Origin of the sequence: Hymenobacter montanus (genome assembly GCF_014699115.1) — a bacterium.
GTDB classification, from domain to species: Bacteria; Bacteroidota; Bacteroidia; order Cytophagales; family Hymenobacteraceae; genus Hymenobacter; species Hymenobacter montanus.
Genome location: NZ_JACXAD010000004.1, coordinates 244106 through 266054, shown reverse-complemented (window position 1 = coordinate 266054; position 21949 = coordinate 244106). Strand labels below are relative to the sequence as shown.

16 protein-coding genes are annotated in these 21949 nt (G+C 59.7%); 8 read left to right on the top strand and 8 right to left on the bottom strand.

Features of this window, described 5'->3' with window-relative positions; all coding sequences use genetic code 11:
• Positions 1-85: 85 nt before the first annotated feature.
• From IC235_RS05330 to IC235_RS05310, 5 genes are all read left to right on the top strand, one after another.
• Positions 86-970 (top strand): class I SAM-dependent methyltransferase, encoded by an 885-nt coding sequence (locus tag IC235_RS05330; protein ID WP_191004124.1) that lies wholly within the window; start codon positions 86-88, stop codon positions 968-970.
• A gap of 72 nt (positions 971-1042) precedes the next feature.
• A complete protein-coding gene (locus tag IC235_RS05325) occupies positions 1043-1603 on the top strand; it encodes a GNAT family N-acetyltransferase (RefSeq protein ID WP_191004123.1) in 561 nt (186 codons plus the stop codon).
• Entirely contained in the window at positions 1600-2550 is a 951-nt protein-coding gene (locus tag IC235_RS05320) for a Ppx/GppA phosphatase family protein (RefSeq protein ID WP_191004122.1), read from the top strand. The genes IC235_RS05325 and IC235_RS05320 overlap by 4 nt, the downstream gene beginning before the upstream one ends.
• A 37-nt stretch (positions 2551-2587) precedes the next feature.
• On the top strand, positions 2588-3376 hold the full coding sequence (locus tag IC235_RS05315) for an ATP-grasp domain-containing protein (protein ID WP_191004121.1): 789 nt from the start codon (positions 2588-2590) through the stop codon (positions 3374-3376).
• 421 nt (positions 3377-3797) lie between these two features.
• Positions 3798-4859 (top strand): Ldh family oxidoreductase, encoded by a 1062-nt coding sequence (locus IC235_RS05310; RefSeq protein ID WP_191004120.1) that lies wholly within the window; start codon positions 3798-3800, stop codon positions 4857-4859.
• Positions 4860-4889: 30 nt separating this feature from the next.
• On the opposite strand, the gene IC235_RS05305 is transcribed toward IC235_RS05310, so the two are convergent.
• The 3 genes from IC235_RS05305 to IC235_RS05295 form a co-directional block, all read right to left on the bottom strand.
• Positions 4890-6734 (bottom strand): family 10 glycosylhydrolase, encoded by a 1845-nt coding sequence (locus IC235_RS05305; protein WP_191004119.1) that lies wholly within the window; start codon positions 6732-6734, stop codon positions 4890-4892.
• Positions 6735-6915: 181 nt separating this feature from the next.
• Positions 6916-7755, bottom strand: a complete 840-nt coding sequence (locus IC235_RS05300; protein ID WP_191004150.1) for a murein L,D-transpeptidase catalytic domain family protein — start codon at positions 7753-7755, stop codon at positions 6916-6918.
• Positions 7756-7918: 163 nt separating this feature from the next.
• Entirely contained in the window at positions 7919-8824 is a 906-nt protein-coding gene (locus tag IC235_RS05295; protein WP_191004118.1) for a murein L,D-transpeptidase catalytic domain family protein, read from the bottom strand.
• A 388-nt stretch (positions 8825-9212) separates the two neighbouring features.
• Between IC235_RS05295 and IC235_RS05290 the strand changes: the two genes are divergently transcribed.
• The 3 genes from IC235_RS05290 (at position 9213) to IC235_RS05280 (ending at position 13575) form a co-directional block, all read left to right on the top strand.
• Complete coding sequence (locus tag IC235_RS05290) at positions 9213-11591, top strand: alpha-amylase family glycosyl hydrolase (RefSeq protein WP_191004117.1); 2379 nt, start codon at positions 9213-9215, stop codon at positions 11589-11591.
• A gap of 191 nt (positions 11592-11782) precedes the next feature.
• On the top strand, positions 11783-12343 hold the full coding sequence (locus IC235_RS05285) for a Crp/Fnr family transcriptional regulator (protein ID WP_191004116.1): 561 nt from the start codon (positions 11783-11785) through the stop codon (positions 12341-12343).
• Between the two features lie 92 nt (positions 12344-12435).
• Positions 12436-13575: an FAD-dependent monooxygenase gene (locus IC235_RS05280; protein WP_223847094.1), complete on the top strand. Its 1140-nt coding sequence runs from the start codon at positions 12436-12438 to the stop codon at positions 13573-13575.
• 486 nt (positions 13576-14061) lie between these two features.
• Here the strand turns inward: IC235_RS05280 and IC235_RS05275 are convergent, their stop codons facing one another.
• From IC235_RS05275 to IC235_RS05255, 5 genes are all read right to left on the bottom strand, one after another.
• Positions 14062-16401 (bottom strand): TonB-dependent receptor, encoded by a 2340-nt coding sequence (locus IC235_RS05275; protein ID WP_191004114.1) that lies wholly within the window; start codon positions 16399-16401, stop codon positions 14062-14064.
• Between the two features lie 148 nt (positions 16402-16549).
• Entirely contained in the window at positions 16550-16945 is a 396-nt protein-coding gene (locus IC235_RS05270; RefSeq protein WP_191004113.1) for a hypothetical protein, read from the bottom strand.
• A 235-nt stretch (positions 16946-17180) separates the two neighbouring features.
• Positions 17181-17867: a HupE/UreJ family protein gene (locus IC235_RS05265; RefSeq protein WP_223847089.1), complete on the bottom strand. Its 687-nt coding sequence runs from the start codon at positions 17865-17867 to the stop codon at positions 17181-17183.
• 431 nt (positions 17868-18298) lie between these two features.
• Positions 18299-19627 (bottom strand): tetratricopeptide repeat protein, encoded by a 1329-nt coding sequence (locus tag IC235_RS05260; protein ID WP_191004112.1) that lies wholly within the window; start codon positions 19625-19627, stop codon positions 18299-18301.
• A 114-nt stretch (positions 19628-19741) separates the two neighbouring features.
• Positions 19742-21916: a DUF4331 family protein gene (locus IC235_RS05255; RefSeq protein WP_191004111.1), complete on the bottom strand. Its 2175-nt coding sequence runs from the start codon at positions 21914-21916 to the stop codon at positions 19742-19744.
• Between the last annotated feature and the right edge of the window lie 33 nt (positions 21917-21949).

The window sequence follows — 21949 nt, the reverse complement described above, 5'->3', positions numbered from 1 at the left end:
TCCTGCGGCTTCGCGGCGGTGAGCGAACGGGGGTCGGGGGGTGGTGAGGTTAGCTCTAACGCTTCCCTACCTTTGCGCCCTGCTTATGTACGATTTCCTCACCACCTCGCCCTGGCCCGATTACGAGCTCATCGACTGCGGCAATTTCCAGAAGCTGGAGCGTTTCGGCCAGTACGTGCTGGCCCGGCCCGAGCCGCAGGCCATCTGGGACCCGCACCTGCCGCTCAAAGAATGGGAACAGGCGGATGCGGCCTTCGCCCGCGCCCCTGGCTCCACCGAGAAAGGCCAGTGGCGCCTCAAGCCGGCCATGCCCGAGCAGTGGCTTATTGCCTACGAGCGGCCGGGCGGCTTGCGCCTCAAGTTTCGGCTGGGCTTGTCGTCGTTCAAGCACGTGGGGCTTTTTCCGGAGCAGGACCCCAACTGGCAGTTCATTTACACCCAGACCCGCCGGCGCCGCGCCCCGCAGCCGCGGGTGCTGAACCTGTTTGCCTACACCGGCGCCGCGACCCTGGCTGCCCGCGCGGCCGGCGCCGACGTTACCCACCTCGACTCGGTGAAACAAGTCAACTTCTGGGCCCGCGACAACATGGAGGCCAGCCAGCTCGACGGCGTGCGCTGGCTGGTGGAAGACGCCATGAAGTACGTACGCCGCGAAGTGAAGCGCGGCAGCAAATACCAAGGGCTCATCCTCGACCCGCCCGCCTATGGCCGGGGCCCCAACGGCGAGAAGTGGCAGTTGGAAGATGAGCTCAACGAGTTGCTCAAGCTCAGCCAGCAGCTGCTCGACCCCGCCGACCATTTCTTCGTCGTGAACCTGTACTCGCTGGGCTTCTCGGCTTTGATTCTGGATAACCTGACAATGGCTATTTTTCCGGGGCCGAAGGCGGTACGCGAGCTGGGCGAGATTTATTTACACGACGCGGGGCAGCGCCGGCTGCCGCTGGGTACGTTCTGCCGGTTTGCCACCTAAGCTCTCTCGCGGCAAGCAGCCGAAGCCTTGCCCCGAAAACTATCGTTCCGGCCCCCGATATCATGCCTGACCATGCTTGTTACCACCCGTACCGCTACGCTAAGCGACGTCCCGGCGCTGAATCAGCTCATCGAACAGGCCGTTCGCCAGTTGAGCACAGGCTACTACAGCTCCCGGCAAATTGAGAGTTCGCTGAAATACGTATTTGGCATCGACACGCAGCTAATCGAAGACGGCACTTACTACGTCGCCGAAGCCGACGGCCAGCTGGCAGGTTGCGGGGGGTGGAGCCAGCGGAATACCCTGTACGGAGGCGACCAAAGCAAATCAGTGGCAGACCCGCGGCTCGATCCTCGGCACGAACCCGGCCGCATTCGCGCCTTTTTTGTTCATCCCCAGTGGACCCGGCGGGGCATCGGGCGCGCCATCCTGGAGGTCTGCGAAGCAGCGGCGCACCGGGCCGGATTTCGGCGGCTGGAATTGGCGGCTACCTTGCCCGGCGAGCCATTATACCGCGCCCTGGGATACGAAGCCAGCACGCATTTTACCCATACCTTTCCCGACGGCGAACAATTACCCCTGATTCGAATGCATAAGGCGCTTGATACCACCCCGAACTACTTACCTTCATGACTCAACTCTACCGCCGCCGAATTGCGCTCATCGACCTGGGCACCAATACGTTTCACCTGCTCATCGTAGAACTGCCGACCATGGCCGGGGCTAAGCCCACGGTACTGCTGCGCACCAAAGTCGGTGTCCGGCTCGGCGAGGGCGGCATCAGCCAAGGCATTATTGCGCCCGACGCATATACCCGCGCCCTGCACACCCTGACCGGCTTCAAGGAGGAGACGGAGCTGCACCAAGTAACGGAAATTCGGGCCACGGCCACCAGCGCCATCCGCGTAACCCGCAACGGCCCCGAGCTGGTACGCGACATCTTCGAGCAAACGGGCATTCGCGTCGAGGTGATTCCCGGCGAGCGCGAGGCAGAGCTGATTTGCATCGGCGTGCGCCAGGCCGTAGCCCTGGGCACCGAGCCCCACCTGATCATGGACATCGGCGGCGGTTCGGTGGAATTTATCATCGCCGACCAAGCCACCATCTTCTGGAAGCAAAGCTTCGAAATCGGGGCCCAACGCCTGCTCGACCAGTTTTTTCCGGACCCGTCGGGCATCTTTCCCGCCGCGGCCGTAGCGGCCGAGCAGGAGTACCTGGCCCGGGTACTGGGGCCGCTCATGGCGGCCACGGAGTACTACAAACCCGTGGGCCTGGTGGGAGCCTCGGGCAGCTTCGACAGCCTGGCGGACATGCAGCTGGGCCGGCTGCGCCCCGAAGCGGAGCTCCCGCCTTACACCGAGCTGGCCTTGTCCAGCTTCCAGGCCAGCTACCGGCACCTGCTGAGCAGCAACCACGAGCAGCGCGTGGCCCTGCCGGGCATCTTGCCCATGCGCGCCGATATGCTGGTGGTGGCCGCCGTACTGATTGATTTTGTACTGGGAGTAACCAACATTACCCGGATTCAAACCTCGGCTTACGCCCTGAAAGAAGGTCTGCTGGCCGAAGCACTACGTTTGTAGTGCCAATTTTTATGGCGACAGAAATTATGACATCCTAATGATTAAAAGAGCTTACATACACGAATACGGCAACAACAAACTGGAACCGGAACATAAAGAGGTGATTGAAGTCTTGAAGGCAAGAGGAATTCAATATGAATTATTTACAAATAAAAAGCTTTCAAGAAATCAACTAATAATTGACAACGAAACTTTCGTTGTCGGAGACAATCCTACTATTGCAACGGTTTTAAAAAGAATCGGGTTTCATTTTATTAATGACTCATATCCCAAAAGTTTAGAAAAATATTTAGGGCGACAAATTTGGGAAACAACAATTCGAAAACTACTTTCTCAAACCAGCTTTAAAGAAGTTCCTAGCTTATTTGTAAAACCAAAATCCAAGGCAAAAATATTTACCGGGTTTATTATTAATTCAGATTATGATTTATTTCAATTGGAAAGCTTTTCAAAGGAGACAGATTTATACTGTTCTACAGTAGTCAATTGGCTTTCAGAGTACAGAGTATTTGTAAATAATTCCGAGATTGTCGGAGTAAAACTATACGCAGGAGATGAGACCTTAAAATTAGATCTGACTATCGTACAGAAAGCTATTAATGATTTTGAAAACTCTCCAGGAAAGACAGCCGCCTATGGAATGGACTTTGGAGTTCTCGATAGTGGGCAAACAACTCTTATTGAATGGAACGATGGATTTTCACTTGGCTCTTATGGACTCGATAAGGAAATTTATACAGACTTGTTAATTGCAAGATGGGAGGAGATACTGAAAATAACTTCTACCAACAAGTGTATCAGTAAAAACGAGCAGAATAAAGATTAATGATTTGATATTCAATACTATATCCCCGCTGGCTTTAAAGGCATTCTGCTCAACGTTCAGTTGTTGACTTGCACTTTTAATTATTTATTCGGCATTAGTTCCGGGCAGGACAAGCAACAAATCCCCAGCCTTCGCCACTACCTGATTGTTGAAGCACTGGTCCCACTCAAACAGTCATGCTGAGCTTGCCAAAGCATTTTGCTTACCTCGTTGAACAATTGAGTTACTCTTTACGCAAGCTGCTTGGCTCCGCCGACCTTCGGTTCGGTGCGCGCTGTATGACGGCCTTTGCCAGCCGGTTACTTTTGCAGGACTACTTAGAACATCGTCCGCGCCGCCACAATAACAGTTAGCAGCCCGGCCTTTCCATTTACCGACGCGCCAGCCCCAGACTGGTGCCATCCGCCACGGAGCCTCGTTTATGACCTTCTCCTACACCCAGCTTTTTACCTTCACCGAAGCGGTTTTTCGCAGCATTGGCTGCCCCGAAGCCGACGCTACCCTGGCCACTGAAACCCTGCTTTCGGCCGATTTGCGGGGCGTTGATTCGCACGGCGTGGCCCGCCTCGTGGGCTACGTGCGCCTTTGGGAGGCGGGCCGCATCAACGCCACGCCCCGCGTGGGGGTAACCTATGAAACGCCCAGCACGGCGGTGGTCGACGGCGACGGCGGCCTCGGCCTCGTGGTTGGCCCCAAGGCCATGCGCGTGGCCATCGAAAAAGCCCAACAGGTGGGCACCGGCTGGGTTTCGGTAAAGAACTCCAACCACTTCGGCATCGCCGGCTACCACGCCATGCTGGCGCTGGCCCACGACATGATAGGCGTAGCCATGACCAACGCTTCGCCCCTGGTTGCCCCCACCCATTCGCTGGACCGCCTGCTGGGCACCAACCCCATTGCCGTGGCCGTGCCCGCCGGCGAGCAGCCCGACTTCGTGGCTGACATGGCCACTACCACCGCCGCCAACGGCAAGCTGGAAATCGCCCAACGCAAAAACCTGCCCCTGCCCGAAGGCTGGGCCCAAACTGCCGACGGCCAGCCCAGTACTGACGCCAGCGCCGTGAAAAACGGCGGGGCCTTACTGCCGTTGGGCGGGGCGACCGGCTCGCACAAGGGCTACGCGCTGGGCAGCATAGTCGACATTTTTTCGGCCGTGCTTTCGGGCGCCAACTACGGGCCGTGGGTGCCGCCGTTCGTGGCCTTTTTGCAGCCCTCGGCTAACCCGGTGGGCCAGGGGCTAGGCCACTTTTTTGGGGCCATGCGCGTCGATGCGTTCCGACCCGCCGACGAGTTCAAGGCCCATATGGACAACTGGATTACCACCTTCCGCGGGGCGCGGGCGGTGGCAGATGAAAAAGTACTCATTCCCGGCGACCCCGAGCGGGAAATGGCGGCGCATCGGCTGCTGGCGGGCATTCCGCTACTAGAAGCCGTCGTCCAGGACCTGGAAGGTGTGGGGGCGAAGTTTGGAGTGAAGCTGTAGCGCCGCCAAAGGGTAGGCATAGCTCGTATTTTACCGTAACAGCAGCACTTTTTGCCGGGCCACGCCGCTGGCGGTTTCCAGTACCACCACGTAGAGCCCGGCGGGCCAAGTGGCGGCGCGCAGGGCCACCTCGTGGCGGCCGGCCGCCCACACGCCCGAAGTCAGAACGGCTATCTCCCGGCCGGCCAAGTCGACTACACGCATAGTAGCCGGGCCGGCCGCGGGCAGGGTGAAGGCCAAACGGGTTTCCGTGGCGAAGGGGTTGGGCGCGGCGGGCTCGAAGAGGGCCGGCATACCGACTCCCGCGGTGGCCCCCAGCAGCAAGACCACGTTGGCGGGGGGGCTTTCGTTGTGCAGCCGGTCGAGGGCCGTCACGGCGTAAACGTAAGGGGCAGAATCGGGCGGGCCGACAATGCGGTAGGTGGTGGTATCGGTAATCCCCAGCAGATTGGCCGGGTTGGCTAGGTCAGCGGGGCCGACGGGCACGGTACGGCCCGGAAAACGATACACGGCGTACCAGCGCGCCGACTCGCCATCAGCCGCGGGCAGCGGGGCCAGCCAGCTCAGGCGGCTTTCGGAGAGGCCGGCATCGTTGGTTTGGCTAACCTGGCGCGGGGCCAGCGGCGGCACGGCGTCTTTCCAGGGCATGGTGGGCACCAGGGCCGGGTAGCGGTAAAAGTCGCTGCGCAGCGAGTCCACAAAACCCAGCGGGTTGGCCAGCAAAGGCGTGGTGTTGTAGAAGATGCTACCCACCACGTTGGGCTGCTGGCGGAGCAGACGAATCTGACTCGGCAGTTGGGTGGGCAGGCGGAACCTGGGCTCGGTGGCCGTGGTGCTGACTCGGTACACCCCCTGCCCCACGTACACGTGGCGCACGGTGTCGGGGTTCACCTGCTGGCTCCACCAGGGCACGATGAGGGAGTAGTTGGCGGCCGTCTGGCCGATGGCAAAATACACCTGCGGGGCGAGGTAGTCGACCCAGCCGCGGCGCAGCCACTTCCGCGAATCGGCAAAAATGTCGGTGTACGAGGCAAAGGCCGTGGTGGCGGTGCCGCCCACGCTGGTGCCATTGCGCCACACCCCGGGTGGCGAAATGCCAAACTTTACCCAGGGCTTGGCGGCCCGGATACTGTCGGACACCAGCTTGACGAACAGGTCCACGTTGTTGCGCCGCCAGTCGGCCAGCACGGTGAAGCCACGTGGGTCGGCGGCAAAGGAGGCAGCGTCGTTGAAGGTGAGGCCGGTTTGCGGGGCCGGATAAAAGTAGTCGTCGAAATGGATAGCGTCCACGTCGTAGCGTCGCACCACGTCCATCACCACGCGCACCAGGTACTGGCGCACGGCGGGCAGGCCGGGGTCGAGCACGCGCAGGTTGCCGTAGGGCACCACCCAGTTAGGGTGCTGCACTGTAACGTGGCTGGGGGCGACGCTGGCCGTGGCGCTGCTGAGGGCGCGGTAGGGGTTCAGCCAGGCGTGAAACTCCATTTCGCGGCGATGGGTCTCGCGCACCATGAAAGCCAGCGGGTCGTAGGGCGGGTTGGGGGCCAGGCCCTGGGTGCCGGTCAGCCACTCGCTCCAGGGCTCCAGGGTGCTGGGGTAGAGGGCGTCGGCGGACGCCCGAATCTGGACGACCACGGCATTGATGCCGTTTTGGCGGTGCCGGTCGAGTAGGCTAATGAATTCCTGGCGCTGCTGAGCCGGCGTGCGGCTGCGGCTGCTGGGCCAGTCCAGGTTGAAGATGTGCGCTATCCAAGCCGCGCGCAGCTCGCGTTTGGGCGGTACCGACCGGGTTTGGCCAGGGGCTGAAAAAGCCAGCGACACCAGCGCCAGCGCCACGCTAAACCACCGAACGATGCACTGTGTAGAAAGAACCATAGATGTCTGGGGCAAGGTAGGGAAAGGAGTTATCCGTTCGGAAAGGTATTAAATTCTGGGGTCAAGGAGCGCCTTTGTGCTCGCGCCTGCGCCTGGCCCCAAAGGTCGTAAAAAGCTCGCGGCGCCTCCCAGGGATTACCCTGTTGAAGCGCCGCGCAACGGACACAATATCTTGCTTTGCTTACGAGGACTGCTTAGTCGCGGCCGGGGCCAAGGCCGCAATGGCCACGTCCTGGTTCAGGAACCTCGACGAATAATCCGTACCGGACTTGTTTATGAACAGGCAGGTGCCGCCATTTACCGTGCCGATGATTTGATCCTTAAGGTCCATGGGCAGCGCCGGACAGCCCAGGCTGCGGCCCAGGCGGCCGTTTTGCTTGATGAACTCTTCGCTGACGTACTCGGCGCCGTGCATTACTACGGAGCGGGCAGCGGCGTTAGTGTTGAAGCCCTCATCCAGGCCCTCGAGGCGCAGGGAATGGCCGTGCTTGCCCTGGTACTCGCTGCCGGTGGCGTAGAAGCCCAGGCTGCTCATGTTGCTCTCGTTGGCGTTGGAGAAGTTGGTGGCCGCGTTTTCGCCGGAGTTGTGGCCGTGGGCGACCAGGGTATGAAACAGGATTTCGTTCTTAGCCAGGTCGAGCACCCACAAGCGCTTCTCAGTTGAAGGCAGGTCGAAGTCAATCACGGTCAGCACCTGCTTGTCCTCCGCCAGCTTGCCCGCCTGGCGCAGGTTGAGGTAGCCCGTCATGGCCTTGGCAAACGTTTCGAAGCGCAAGCCTTCCTGCTCGGCACCGAGGGCACTGTAGGTAGTCCGCAGCTTTTGGTCGAACAAGAGTTTAGGTGTAGCGCTGGTATTGGGCAGGCCCAGCTCACTAGTCGAACCACCAGCCACGGATTTGGTAACGGGGCCCGCTATGGGCGTGGCCAAAAATAAAGATGCCAGGAAGGGCAGCACCCGGCGCGCTATCCGCTGGCGCCGCTGCGACTTTCGTTTCCGCTGAACTACGCTGATATGGTGCATGATTTCTTCGGTTTTGCTGGTGGCCAAGGAACGCTAGGCTTCGGGTAACAAGTGGTTCCGAGCCTTAAGTTACGAAGATTTCGCCTCAGTGGGTGAGCAAGGCGAATTATAAACGGCGGCAGCCTCTGAATAATTCCGATAACTCCGGCCGTCCGGCCCCCTCCTACTGCCATCCGCGTGCCAGAAACCGCCGGCCCGCCGCCCGCCCGTCGAGCCAGCGCGAGGCCAGCCCCGGGCCGCTCAGCAACAGCAGGCTCCCCGCCCGCAGGCTGCCGATGATGCCCTTAAACTGCTCGGGTGGCAGCGCCGGGCAGCCCCGGCTATAGCCCAGGTGGCCGTACTTTTGGATGTAGCCGGGGCTGGCGTAATCGGCGGCGTGCAGCACTATGTAACGGTCGAAGGCATTAGCGTTCTGGCCTTTGTCGAGCCCTTCGATACGGCGCGAATAGCCGTGAATGCCATCGTACGTGCCCGCCGTGCGATAGAAGCCGAGCGAGGTGCAGGCCGATTTTTCCTGGTTGGAGAAGTGCCGGGCGCGCAGGTGGCCCGAGCCGCGGCCGTGGGCGACCAGGCTGCGGTGTAGCACGCGGCCCTTCTTCAGGTCCAGCACCCAGAGGCGCTCGGTGGTGTTGGGCAGATCCATGTCGGCCACGGCCAGCAGGCCACCGCGCTCGATACGGCCGGTGGGGTGCAGGGTGAGGTAGCCTACGCAGGCTTGTTCCAGCACTTCGGGGCGCAAATCGGCCGCAGCAGCGCCAAGGGCGGCGTGCAACTGCCGAATGGCCAGGCGTAGCGTATCCGGCACGTTGGGAACTACGGGCACGGGGGTCAGCGCGAGCGAATCGGGCAGGGCCGCGGGGAACGAGGCAGGGGTGGCAGATTGATGGGCGGCCCAGACCACCGGAGCAGCTCCCCGGCTGGCGGCGGGTTGCCGGGTATCGGCGTCGCCCGACCGGTACTGGCAACCGGTGCCCAGCCCCAGCAGGGTAATTAAAACCAGGAGATACCGGCCTAAAACCCATCGATAAACTGCCCCTTGCGATGCAGCGCCTGTTTCTTTTACCCCCATTCTTCCTTATGCATTTGCTGAAATTAGTGCCACATCCCCCGGTAATGCAAGTAAGCCCACCTGTTTTTTCAAGCTAGCCCCTTGCGGCCAACCTCTCCTTCGACGAGGCTCCATGGCCCGCAAGAAACGACATAAGCGGCGCTGGTTAGCGGCTTAGCTGCGTGACAACGGTACCCAGCGGCCAACAGAGGTCAGGGGTTGAAATAAAAATCACAGCAAAGTGAAAATCATAAAAACTGGAACAAGATAAAATATTGCGGCATATCCGTTTTTACAATTCGATTAATTACTAAATTACAGCGCGATACAATCTCATTTTAGATAACTTACCATTCTGCCTGATCTATTTATTCCACTCTTCTTTCATTCCAAAACCTAATCCCCACTTATGCAGTGTTCTACCATCCTTAATTTTCTCCGCTCCGGCTCCCGCTTCCTGCTGCTGGCCCTACTGCTGGCGTTGAGAACCCAAACCGCCCAGGCTCAGAAAGTCGTGCTCCAAGGCTTTTTCTGGGATTACTGGAACAACAACTACCCCAACGGCTGGGCTAACTACCTCGCCGACCTGGCTCCTCGGCTCAAAAGCATGGGCGTGGATGCGGTTTGGATTCCGCCAACCATCAAGAATGGCAATCAAGGCAATGGCTACTCGCCGTTCGATAACTACGACCTGGGCGACAAGTGGCAAAAAGGCTTCCTGGCCACCCGCATGGGCACCAAGGACGAGCTGCTACGCGCCGTGGCCGTACTGCACGCCAACGGCATTGAGGTGATTCAGGACCTGGTGCTGAACCACAACGACGGGGCCGGCTCGGCTAACGGCCAGGGTGGGCAGGACCCGGCCGCTTACGACGACGGCACAACCAGCCGGTACAAGAACTTCCGCTACGTGAGCTACGCCAGCCCAGCAACCGATGAAAGCGCCACCAACTACCTCGCCCGCAGTGGCCGCTTCGCCAAAAACTGGGAGAACTTCAACCCCAACGTGGGCAACAACTCCACCTCGGGCGACTGGAACGCCCCGCTCTTCGGCCCCGACATCAGCTACTATTCCGGCTCGTACGGGCAAAGCTCGAATGCCACTTACAACCCCGCCCAGGGCACCGACTACATGCGCACCAACCAGCGCAACTGGCTGGTGTGGTATAAAAAGCAAGTCGGCTTTGATGGCGTGCGCCTCGACGCCGTCAAGCATTTCCCCGACTTCGCCGCCGAGGACTTCCTCTACAACCTGCAAAGCAACGCCGGCTGGGCCTCGGGCGGCGCCACCATGTACGCCGTGGGAGAGTGGGTGGGCTCGGCGAGCCAGTTGGACGCCTGGGTCACTAACGTGAACAGCCGCTCGGGCACGTTCGACTTTTCGCTGCGTAACGGCCTCTACCAGGTGGTGAGCCAGGGCGGCAGCTTCGACATCGGCTCGCTGCCCAGCTACCAGCAGGGCCTGCGGGTGGTCAACATCAACGGCACTTACGTGCACCGCACGGCCCCCTTCGTGAACAACCACGACACCATGCGCCCCACCACCGATGCCAGCGGCAACTACAATGGGTGGAATAGCGGCTCGGAGCTGGCCCCGCACATCGACCCGTTCGACCCGCGCCTGTCGGCCGTGTACGCCGCCGCCCTGGCTATGGATGGCTCGCCGATGCTCTACTTTGAGGACGTATTTGACGTGGGCGGTACCGGCAAGCGCTTCAGCCACAGCCCCAAAAGCACCACCGACCTCCCCACCCGCGACGACCTCGTAAACCTGGTGTGGTGCCACCAGAACCTGCACTTCAAGGACGGGGCCTACAAGGTGCGCTACCAGGCGGCCGACCACCTCGTGATTGAGCGCAGCACCAAGGCCATCATCGGCATCAACGACAGCTACAGCAATTGGCAGAACCACACGGTGAGCTGCGATTTCCCGGCCGGTACCGTGCTCAAGGACTATTCCGGCGCCAACGGCACGGCGACCGTCACGGTAAGCGGCAGCCAGACCGTGAGCATCAACACGCCGCCCTGCAATGGCACGGCTGCCGGGGGCCGCCGGGGCTATTCGGTATGGGCGCCCACCACGGCCCCCACCGGCTATAACCGGCCGGCCCTGGCTACCACCCAGGAATGGGAGCTGGCCAACGACCTTGGCGACTCCGACAGCCGCAGTCTCCGGCAGGGCGGAGCCCTGCCGGCCAGCTCTACGGCTTACCGCACGGCGGGCTGTATCTACGCCGCCGCCAACAAACCGGTGAGCTACGCCCTCTACCCTACCGATGCCACCCGCAGCCTCACCGTGGCCGTGCTAAACAGCGCCGGCACCGTGGTCAGCAGCCAGACCGGCACGGGCCCGCTCACGGGCAGCTACACGCCTACCGCCGAGGGCTGGTACACCCTCAAAGCCAGGAATGCCAGTAGCGCCAATCCGGCCCAGAGCGCCTTCGTGAAAGTGACCTACACCGCCCCCACGGTAGTTACCGGCGCCATGGCCGGCCGCTGCGACGCTGCCCTGCTCGCTATAACCAAGGAAGTACCCACCGCCGAAGTCGCGGCCTACCCCAACCCAACCAGCTCAGACCGCATCGGCCTAGTCGTCCAAACCAACCGGGAGCAGGCGGCCACCCTTCGCCTCCACGACCTCACTGGCCGCCTGGTGCACGAAGAAACCGTGCGCCTCTACCGCGGCTCGAACGAGCTACGCCTGGGAGTGAAGCGCCCGCTGCCGGCCGGCATCTACCAGCTCACGATACCAGAGTTCAAGGTCAGCCAGAAGCTGGCGCTGTATTAATTGCTGCCTCAGATGACTTGTGGTCGGTTCCTGGCTGTTTCGCAGCAGCCAGGAACCGACCACAAGTCATCTGAGGCAGCAGTAATCTCATGGCTACCAGCATTTTGTTTTGATAGAGTTAGTATAAATTGATTCTCGCATTATAATTGACTACATTTTGGGAGTTTGTACCTGGATACGTAATATAAAAAATGAAGCTTGAAACATTTTTGTCAACTCTTGTTGAACTTGATAATAAAGAATTATCCTTCCTAAAAGAAACCATCTCCATCGAAACAGTAAATAAAGGTGACTACTTTATTATGAGTGGTCAGACTTCTACTAAAGTCAGCTTTATTAACGAAGGGCTTTTTAAGATGTCCATGACCGATAGCGACGGAAATGAGAAGATAATAGATTTTCTGGAACCATCCAATTTCGTAACGGACTACATAAGCTTTTTGAAACAGACGCCAACTAATTGCAATATTGTCGCGTTGAGGCCTTCGTTATTGGAGAGTATTCATCTTACTGCCTTACAGAACCTTTATGAATACAGCCCCGGTTTTCAGAAGATCGGAAGATTACTTGCCGAGCAAAACTTTATACGCTTTGCGGAAAGGATAAAGGCCCAAACCATGCCGCCGCAGGAGCGATACCGGTTACTCTGTGAACAATCCGCGGAACTCGTGCAGGCAGTACCACAATATATGATAGCTTCCTATTTGGGAGTAACCGCCGAATGGTTATCTAAGATCCGATCAAAAAGATAAGTTATTGAATTAATTCAATGTCTACCGCTAATAGCCCCGCTAGGTTTGCATTATCAAACCTGATGGCCAGCTAAGTTCACATTTGAAAGGTGATGGAGAAAGTCATAATTATCGGTGGAGGTATTGGAGGGTTGGCCATGGCGAACTGTCTGCAGTTGCAGGGCATAGACTTTGAATTGTATGAACAAGCCCCCCGTCTCACTGAGGTAGGAGCTGGTATCGGCATGTCGAAAAGTGCATTGGATATTCTTGAAAAAATAGGCGTATCCGAGAAAGTACATCGCGCCGGAAGCTTTATCAAATACGCTTGCGTTAAAGACCGCAACCTCTCCCTCATCCGGGAATTACCGGTAGAGCTTGACAGTATCTGTATTCATCGCGCACGCTTAGTAGAAATACTGGGAGAAAATATTCCATCCGCAAAAGTTAAGCTCGGCAAAAGAATAAAATCTATTGATCAGGGCAGCGGCGTGGTAAAGGTTCTTTTTGCGGACGAAACTTCTGCCAGTGCGAATTGCGTAGTCGTTGCTGACGGGATTAACTCAGCTATTCGAAACCAGATCTTTCCTGATATAAAAATCCGTTATGCAGATCAGATTATCTGGCGCGGTTTAACAAAAATAAACTTACCGGCATACTACGATAACCGATTTGTTGAGATCTGGGATAATCGCAAGCGGTTTCTGTTTGTTCCGATGGATAAGGAGCATATATTCTGGCTGGCAGTACAGAAGGGCAAACCCGGCGGCAAAGATGATCTCGCAATCATAAAAAATGATTTATTTCGTGATTTCGCAGATTTCAGCCCACTGGTTAAGGACCTAATCAAAAACTCAGAGAATTTTATTCGGAATGACCTCGCCGATTTAGGAGGTCAGCCCCGTAAATGGTCCTCGGGCAACATTGCCTTTATTGGTGATGCAATCCACGCTACAACCCCAAATCTTGCCCAGGGAGCTTGTCAGGCGATAGAAGATGCGTATGCTTTAGCTGCTTGTCTGAAAAAACACGCTCACGATTTACCGAAAGCCTTTTCCACTTACCAAGCGCTACGCCAGGAAAAGGCAATGCTCGTAGTCAATACCTCCTGGAGACTAGGCCAAATGGCTCATACCGCAAATCCATTTCTGCAGTACCTATTCAAAAAATTCTGGCGGTTTGCTCCTGATAGCCTGTTCAAAAAGCAAGAGAAAGTCATCAATGACCTTTCCTACACAGAGAAAATAAATTAAATAACTCTGCGATGCATTGCTTCTAGGCCTTGTTAGGCGGTGTGGAGAATTGCTAACCCAAGTTGTGGCCTAGCCGCGTGGCGGCGGCAGGTTGATAGTCTATCAACAAGAACGGGGTTGAGAGCCGCATAATGGTGCCAGGCTCGTCTGGACAACACTGTCACCACTACGCGGCTTTATCCGGGCAGGTATTCCGTTTTCTACCACCCTGCCGCCGCCACGCGGCTAAGCCACAACTTGGGTTTGTTAAGCAAACGGTGCTGCTAAGTTGGTCGAAGCCTCTCCCAAGCGATTTCGACTCAATGAAGTAACAGAGATACTTCGACCAACTCAGACGGACCGGCGTTTTACTCTTTACCAACTGGCCACTAGCCCTAGGAGGATTATCCATTACTGCCGAGTCTCACAATGAGCATCAAGACTTTTGGCTTAGCATTCCAATAGGGTTAAACTCCATCTGGTCGGGAGTCGGGAGTGAGCCCACCTCTAGAAAAACACGCTGGCGTTCAGCTTTAGATAAAACGGGGTGCCGGGCGTGAAGTGCAACTCATCCACGCCATCCGCCGGCTCGGTAGGCAGGCGGCTTTGGGTGGCAAACTGGGCCTGGTTCCACTGCACGTTGAAGAGGTTTTCGACGGTGGCGCCCACCTGGAAACGGGGCTGGGTGTAGGCCGCTACGGCATCGACGAGAAAGTAGCCGCGGGCCCGGATGCTGCCATCGTCATTGGCCGGGCGGCTATCGATGTGACGGTAGCGCAGGCTGGCACTCAGGCCATTGGGCTGCTTGTAAGTCAGGCCGCCAATGGTAGTGAATGTGGGGGCAAGCGGGATGTAGTTGGCCGGGGCTGGTGCTTCGGTCTGCCGGCCGTAGTTGTAGTTGAGGTCGGTGTCGAGAAACAAGCGGCGGCTAAGCTGGTAGCGCAGGGCCAGGTCGAGCCCGTAGCGCTGAGTGGGGCCGGTGTTTTCCACGTTGCCGTCGTCGCCCACATACACCAGCTCGTCTTGCAGGTGCAGGGCCCACAAGGCGGCGTTTACCACCAGGCTCGGCACCGGCTTAAAGGTGCTGCCCGCCTCGTAACCCAGGGCCCGGGGCAGCACGTTCTCGTTAGTGCCCCGAATTACGCCCCGCGCATCGTTGGAGTGAAACCCAAAGCCGGAGCGCGCGAACAACTGCACGGCCGGCGAAAGCTGGTAGTACAGATTGAGCTTGGGCGAGGCAAGGGCCCGGGTCAGACGGCCCCGCAACGGCTCTAGGTTCGCGGTGGCTTCGTTGGCCAACACCCCCCGAAAGTCGAAGGTGAAGACGTCCAGACGCACGGCCGCGTTCATGGTGAAGCGGTCGGTCAGGGCCAGGGTTTCATCCAGGTAAGCGTGGAGGTTCTGCTCAAATAAACGGCCGGCCGTGATGGTATCGGTCACCTGGCGGCGCACGGCGTGGCGCAGAGCCAAGCCCGCGTCATCAATGCGGGTGCCCACGCCCAGGGTGCTGTGCAGCAGGTGGGACCCGAGCTGGTCGTCGCGGTCGTAGGTGCCGGTGTAGCCGTAGATGTTGCGGCCGGTTTCGGTCTGGTTGATTCCGTCGCCGCCGTTGGGGCGTTCGAGGAAGAAGGTGAAGTTGGAAAACAGGTCGAAGTGGTAATTCGAATAGTACACCTGCTGGCGCAGCACGGCATCGTGCGGCAGCCCCGTGGTGAGAACAGCCGAGGCGTTGGTGCGGTCGGTGCGCCCTCCCTCGCTGGGGTCGATGCTGCCGTAGCGCGAGATGGCCCCCTCGGCCACGGCGCGCTCGGGTATCTGGCCGCTGGCGTCCCAGTTCGAATTGAAGTGCGAGCCGAGCAGCGTCAGCGAGCTATTATCCGAAAGCTGACCGGTGTACTTGGCCAGGCCATTAAACCGCTTGAAATGCTGCTTGGCATCGAAGTACGAGTTCGTAAACTGGTACTCCGCGGCGACGTAGGCGCTTTCCGATTGCTTGCTGAGCAAGTGGCGGTCGGGGCCCAGCAGGTCCAGCATCACCAATGCCCGGCGGGTATCAAACTGACCCAATTCCAGCTTTACCTGGCTGTTCTCGAGCCGGGTTTTGGTGCGAAACTCCCCCGCCCCGGAGGTAGCGAAATCGCCAAAACGCGCCGAGTACGGGCCTTTGTACACCTTGAGCTGCTCCACCGTTTCGGGAATCACGAAGTGAAAGTCGGCGTAGCCTTGGCCGTGGGCGTGGCTCACCATGTTCACCGGCAGCCCATCAATGCTCACGGCAAAGTCGGTGCCGTGGTCGCAGTCGAAGCCGCGCAGGAAAATCTGTTCGGCCTTGCCGCCGCCCGCGTGCTGCGCGATGAACAGGCCCGGCACCAGTTGCAGCAGGTCCTGAGCCGAGTTGACGGGACGCAGCACGCGGTCGATGTTCGAGATAGCGGCCAGGCTCTGGTTGGGGTCGCGGGGCTGGCTCACCGTCACTTCGGCGAGGTTGAACGTGGTAGCGGTCAGGGTCAGCGCCAGACGGTTAGCGCCCGCGGTCAAGGTTACGGGCACGCTGCTGGTACGGTAGCCCAGCGCACCGATTTGCAGCGTGTGAGCCCCGGCCGCGAGGCCGCTCAGCTTAAAAGTACCCAGCGCATCGGTCACCGTGGCACTGGGCTGGCCCTGTAAGCCCACGCTCACGCCCGCCACTGGTCGGCCCGAGAGCGAATCGGCCACGGTTCCCCGCAGGGTGGCCGGGCTTTGCGCAAAGGAAAGCGGCAACGAAAAAACGAACAGCAGCCCCCCAACGCCTACGTGGCGTAGCACCCGCCAGCGGCAGGCCATCATGCGTAAAAGAGAAGAAATCATAAAGCCGGGAAATACGACGCGGGCCGGGCGTCGAGACACCCAAATCACCGCGTTCAATTAAGAATAAGACGAGTAGACGCCCACTTGCTGGCGGGCGCGCAGAATGGCTGAACGCTGGGCTTGCACCCTGGCGGCAACCGCAATCGGCTTATCCCCGGCGGGGTGGTGGGTAATCAAGGCTCCCGAATCCGGCTTCTACCGCAGCTCCTGATACTCGCGGCTCAGTCGTCAGGGCACGTCGCAACGGCCTTGGTGGCAGCAACAAGCCTGGTTCTGCCGCGCAGTGCGCATCAAGGCCCTTCAATTGGGCCAGAAAATGAAGACCGGCGCCAACGGGTAGTTTGGCCTGGGCCGCTTGCTGATGGCCGTTGCATTGCTCGAAGCAATCGAGCCGCAGGTAGTTCTGCTGTTGGCAGCGGTGGCTGTGGACGTAAGGGTGCGCGGTGGAAAACGATGGAGCGGCGGGTCGCTGTATCGCCAGGCCGGTGCCGACTACCAGCAGGTAGTTGGCTAAAAGCAGCACGGCGAGCAGAGAGCGTAACATGTTGGTTTATAAAATAATGTCGCGTCGGAAAAACCTCACCCCCGGCCCCTCTCCCCAGTAGAGGGGAGCCTGATGGTAGGGGCAGAATGGGAAAACCGCTCTAAGCGGGACGCTGACTCTACTTCTTAATTCCTTTTTTCGATCCGTGTTCCTACCGTCTGGCTCCCCTCTCCTGAGGAGAGGGGCCGGGGGTGAGGTGCCCCTCTCCGCGCCATGTACACGGCGGAGAGCTGCTCTAGGCGAAGAACACGCGCTCTACCGTCCAGTAAGCGGCTACCAGCCCGATTACCACCGAAATGGGAATAACTACCCGCTGCTTGTACCAGCTTTTATGGGCTGCCCAGCGGCCTACCAGCGCCCAAGCGAGTAGAATCACGGTCACCTGGCCCAGCTCCACGCCGGCATTGAAGGACAGGAGCGAGCCGAAGTAATCTTGTGGCGGCAGCCCCAGGCCGGTCAGCGCGCTGGCGAACCCCATGCCGTGCACCAGCCCAAAGCCGAACACGATGGCCACCCGCCACGGATTCAAGCGTTCGGTGATGATGTTCTCAACGGCCATAAAGAGGATGGACAGCGCGATGATGGGCTCAATTACGGACGAGGGGGGCCGGATAAATCCATACATAGCCAGCCCCAGCGTGATGGAGTGCGCGAGGGTGAACGCGGTGGCCTGGAGCAGCACCGGCTTCAAGCGCGGCTCGAGGATGTAGAGGCTGATGATAAACAGCAGGTGGTCGAACCCCAGCGGGACGATGTGCGTGAAACCCAACCGCAGGTAAGTTCCGAAAATCTCCGTCCGCGACAGCTTGGCCAAGTCCGTGTTGAGCACGTGGGCGGCCGTCGGCAAGGCCAGCAGCACCAGCAACACCAGCCCCGCACGGCGGCACAGGTTCATCCCCCTCAACGGTCCAGGTGCTTTCATCTCGAAGGCGTTATCTTAAAAATTAAGTAACTCAAACTACAGAATAGCCGCGGCGCGGCGACAGGTTGGTAGAATAGGCAGCAGGAACGGAGATAAAGCCGCGTCGCGGTGACAGACTCGTTCGGCGGCTCTGCCACCGCGACGCGGCGCTGGGTTGTTCACGGGTTAAACTTCTACCCACCGGTCGCCGCTACGCGACTATTCCACAACCTGGATTACGTAGTTGTATGCAGTCGCTGCCGTGCTACACGAACGTCACGCCACCCGAGCCTACTGGCAAAGCGTCATGCCGAGGCTGTGAACTGAAGGTCGGCGTAGCCAAGCAGCTTGCTCGGGGCCATCTTCACGATTGGTTCACTACTGTGCGAAAGCTGCCTGCCGGCGCTGGATACGAGCCGGTCCTTTGCTGAGGCGATGCCCCACTCCAGTAATCAGCGGGCAGCCAGTAGCTTCTTGCCTTCCGCCCCTATTTCGGGGTTGAGGTAGGGCGCGATCTTTAGCGACTTTTCAATCAGGGCTTGCCCTTCCGTCTTTTTACCCAGCTTGCTTAGAATAAGCCCGGCGCGGCCTAGCAGCACCGGGTTCTGTGAGCCGGTGCGGCGGGCCACCTGCATGTATTTCTGCGCTTCGGCAAATTCGCCGCGCCGGTACAGCACCCAGGCCATGGTTTCGTTCACGTCGATGTTGTCGGGTCGGCGGGCGTACTCGATTTTAGCGTGCTCCAGGGCCTTGTCCAGCTCGTTGGTTTTGAGGTAGGCGTAGGCCAGCTCACGGTCGGCATAGTGGCCGAGCTGCTCGTTACTATCGGCCTCCTTGGCGGCACTGGCGAGCATGGCGATGGACTCCTCCGCCATCTTTTTCGCCTCTTCGGGCTGGCCGTTCAGGCGGTACAAGTCGGTCAGCTCATCAGCAAAGGCATAGTCCTTCACCGTGACGCGTGCCTGCTGGTAAAACCTGATAGCGGTGGCGTAGTCCTGGCGCACGGCGGCCATGCGCCCCAGCCCAGCCAGGGCGTAGGCGTAGCCGGGCCGGGCGGCCACGGCCATGAGGTAGTGGCGACGAGCGCGGGCGGTATCGCCGCTCACTTCGTAGAGGTGGCCCAGGGCCACGCGGGTCCATTCGGTTTGCTCCAGCCCGATGTAGCCGGCTTTGGTGGCCATTTCCATGGCTTTAATGGCGCCGGGCATGTTGCCGTGAATCTCGCGCAGGTAGCTCACCCGGGCGTAGGCCGGCAGGTCGGGGCGCAGGGCATTCATCCGGTCGGCCATTTCAATGGCCTTGTCGTAGTGGCCCATCTCCACGTTGGCATCGGTCAGCAGTCCGTATACGAATCCGCTGTTGGGGTTGAGCTGCCGGGCTTGCTCGGCCAGGCCAAGTCCTTGGGCAAAATGGTGCTGGGTGAGGCACAGCGCAGCCTTGCAGCACAGGGCTTCAAAGTTTTCGGGCTCCGCTTGCAGCACCTCCTCCAACAATTGCATGGCGGCACCGTCGTAATAGGGGTGGTCGCCGGTTACGCGGCCTTCTTGCATGTAGGCCTGCGCCAGCAGCAAGCGGCTTTTCTGGTCATCGGGCTTGCTGCGCAGCGTGGCCAGCAGGCCCTCGATGGCCGCCTTGGTATTCAGCCATTCCCGGCCCGCGGCGAGGTCGCCGTGCCGCTCCTTCAGCGCGGGGGTCGGCGAGGTCGGCCTTTTGAAAATCAGGATGGCCGCGGCCAACAGGCCGAACACCACCAGGAAACCAGGGTACAGATACTTTTTCAAAGCAGCATAAGACAAAGTGGGACGGATAAAGGGCGAGCAGCAACTAAAAAAGAGCCGCCGCTGGTCCCAACCCGGGCCCTACGACGGCTCTTTTCACTCAGTGCTCAGCGCGGCTTATTGGCGTTCGATGCGAACCGATTGTACCACGGTTCCGCCGTTGTACAGGGTGGCAATGTACTGGCCGGGGGCCACATCGGGGCCCGGCTGCCACTGCACTTCGTTGGTGCCCTGGGCAAAAGACTTCTCCTTGGACACGATAGCCACTCTGCGGCCCGTCAGGTCGCTGATGATAACGCTCATCTTGGCCCGGGCGGGCAGCTCAAAGTGCAATGTAGTGCGGTCGTTGAAGGGGTTGGGGTAGGCTTGAGCCACCGTCAGGTTAGGCGACAAGCCGAGGCCACCCGAACGCTGCGACAACGCCGTGCGCTGGGCCGTGGTACCGCTCCAAGGCGTTTGCACGTACGGGAAAGCGGCCCGGAAAGTGGTGTCGTTGGCCGTAATGCCGGCGTTGAAACCCAGTACGCCACCCAGCTGGGCCGTAACCGGGCTGGCCGTCGTCGGGGTAAAATCGTCGTACCACAGGCCAATGGCGGCCAATACCACCCCGCCCACGGCCTGCAGCTCGATGCGCGTTACGTCGTCTTCCAGGCGGCGCCCGTTGGGAAAGCCATCCATGTTAGGAATGAACTGCAGCGCGCTGCTGGCGTTGAAGCGCGGGTCCGTCAGGCCCAGCACAGCGGCGTACAGCAGGCCCTCCGAGCTGAAATCAGCCGAGTTGCGGGTCGTCGGCGGTACGGCCATGTTCAGGCGTAGCATGTCGCCGCCGGGGTTGCCGGGCGAGCCGCCCACCAGCAGGAAGTTGTTGATGAAGGGCTTGCCCGCCGCCAGCGGGTTGCCCGCTTTGCCGGTAGCCAGCTGGTAAGGAATGGCATTGGGTACCCCCGTATGGAAGATGGGCAGAATGTCGACTGAGCGAGGCTTACCCGCCCGCAGCAGGTATTCGCCGTAGCCACCACTGGCAATCGGGGCCAGGGCCGTCCCATTTAGCAGGGCATTACCGGCCAGGCCGCTCACACCGGCCGCGCCGTTACGGAAGTCGAAGCCGGCGAAGGTAGCGCCGCCCAGCAGCGGCTGCCCAGCCAACGACTTGGTCTGGACGCGTAGCGGACCGAGGCCGGGTACGGCTTCGCCAAAGTAAGTCTGGCCCGGGGGCTTGGGGGCAGCCGTGGGGGCCGGGGTGTTGTCGGCCACGTACAGGCCCAGCTCCGGGTTCGACAGGTAGTCATCCGTCGCGGCTGCTTCGGCGTAGGGCGTTACGGCGTTCCAGGCGTCTTTCGCGCCAATGGGGTTAATCACCTCGTTCAGCAGGGGCATGCCCAAACGCGAAACCTGCACGTAGCTGCCCGAGTAGGTCGAGGCCCCACCCGTGGCCGACAGCACCCGGGTCGAAGGCCGGCTGGCCGAGGCCCACACGCCAATCACGTAGTTACCATCGAGGATGTTGGTCGTCGAAGTCAGGGCGGGCGCGCTGGCTTTTTTCAGCACCGACACCGGAATTTGCAGCGCGATGGCATGCGTGTTTTTGCGGGCCACGCCGTCGCGGGCCGCCCCGGGAGCGCGCACGCCGCCCAGGTCAAAAATACCGCCCAGGTCCACGAAGAACGGGTCGTCGGTGGGGCCGCAGAAAATTTTGGTGCCGTCGGGCAGGGTCTGAACGGCCGCGGCCATCAGGGCGTTGTACGTGCTCCCCAGGCCGGCGCCCGGCGTAGTAATCGAGCGCGGCCCCACGTTGGGCGGCGGCACCACGCCATTGGTCACGATGGTGGTGAAAGCTCCCCCACCGACGCTTTTTTCGCAGGTGTAGGTGGTTTTCAGGTTTTGCTTGCCCAGGCGAATGTTAAAAAACGTGGTCGGGTCCTCGTTCGCACGGCTGAACGTGAAGCGGTACGTAATGTCGTCGCCAGCCGTAGCCGCGTTGTTCTTGATGTGAATTTCGTACCGCACGTTCTCACCAAACGTGTTGTAGTTCGGGCCCCCTTGCGGCAGCTCCAGCGGAATGTAGTTGGCGATAATCGTGACACTAGCCGCGGCGTCGTTAGCGGGCGAGTCGGGCGAGCGAAACGCGTAGAGGTCGGTGTTATCGGCTAGCGGGTCGTCGGCGATAAGCGGGGCTTCGCGGTGGCTCGAAGCCTCCAGTGGATTGTGCTGGCCACTCCAGGCAAGCATCCCTCCCACCGACGTTGCGAGTAGAGCAACGTGGAAAAGGGGACGGGTAAGCAGGTTTTTCATGCGGTGTAATGGGTTGAATGAAAGAAAAATATT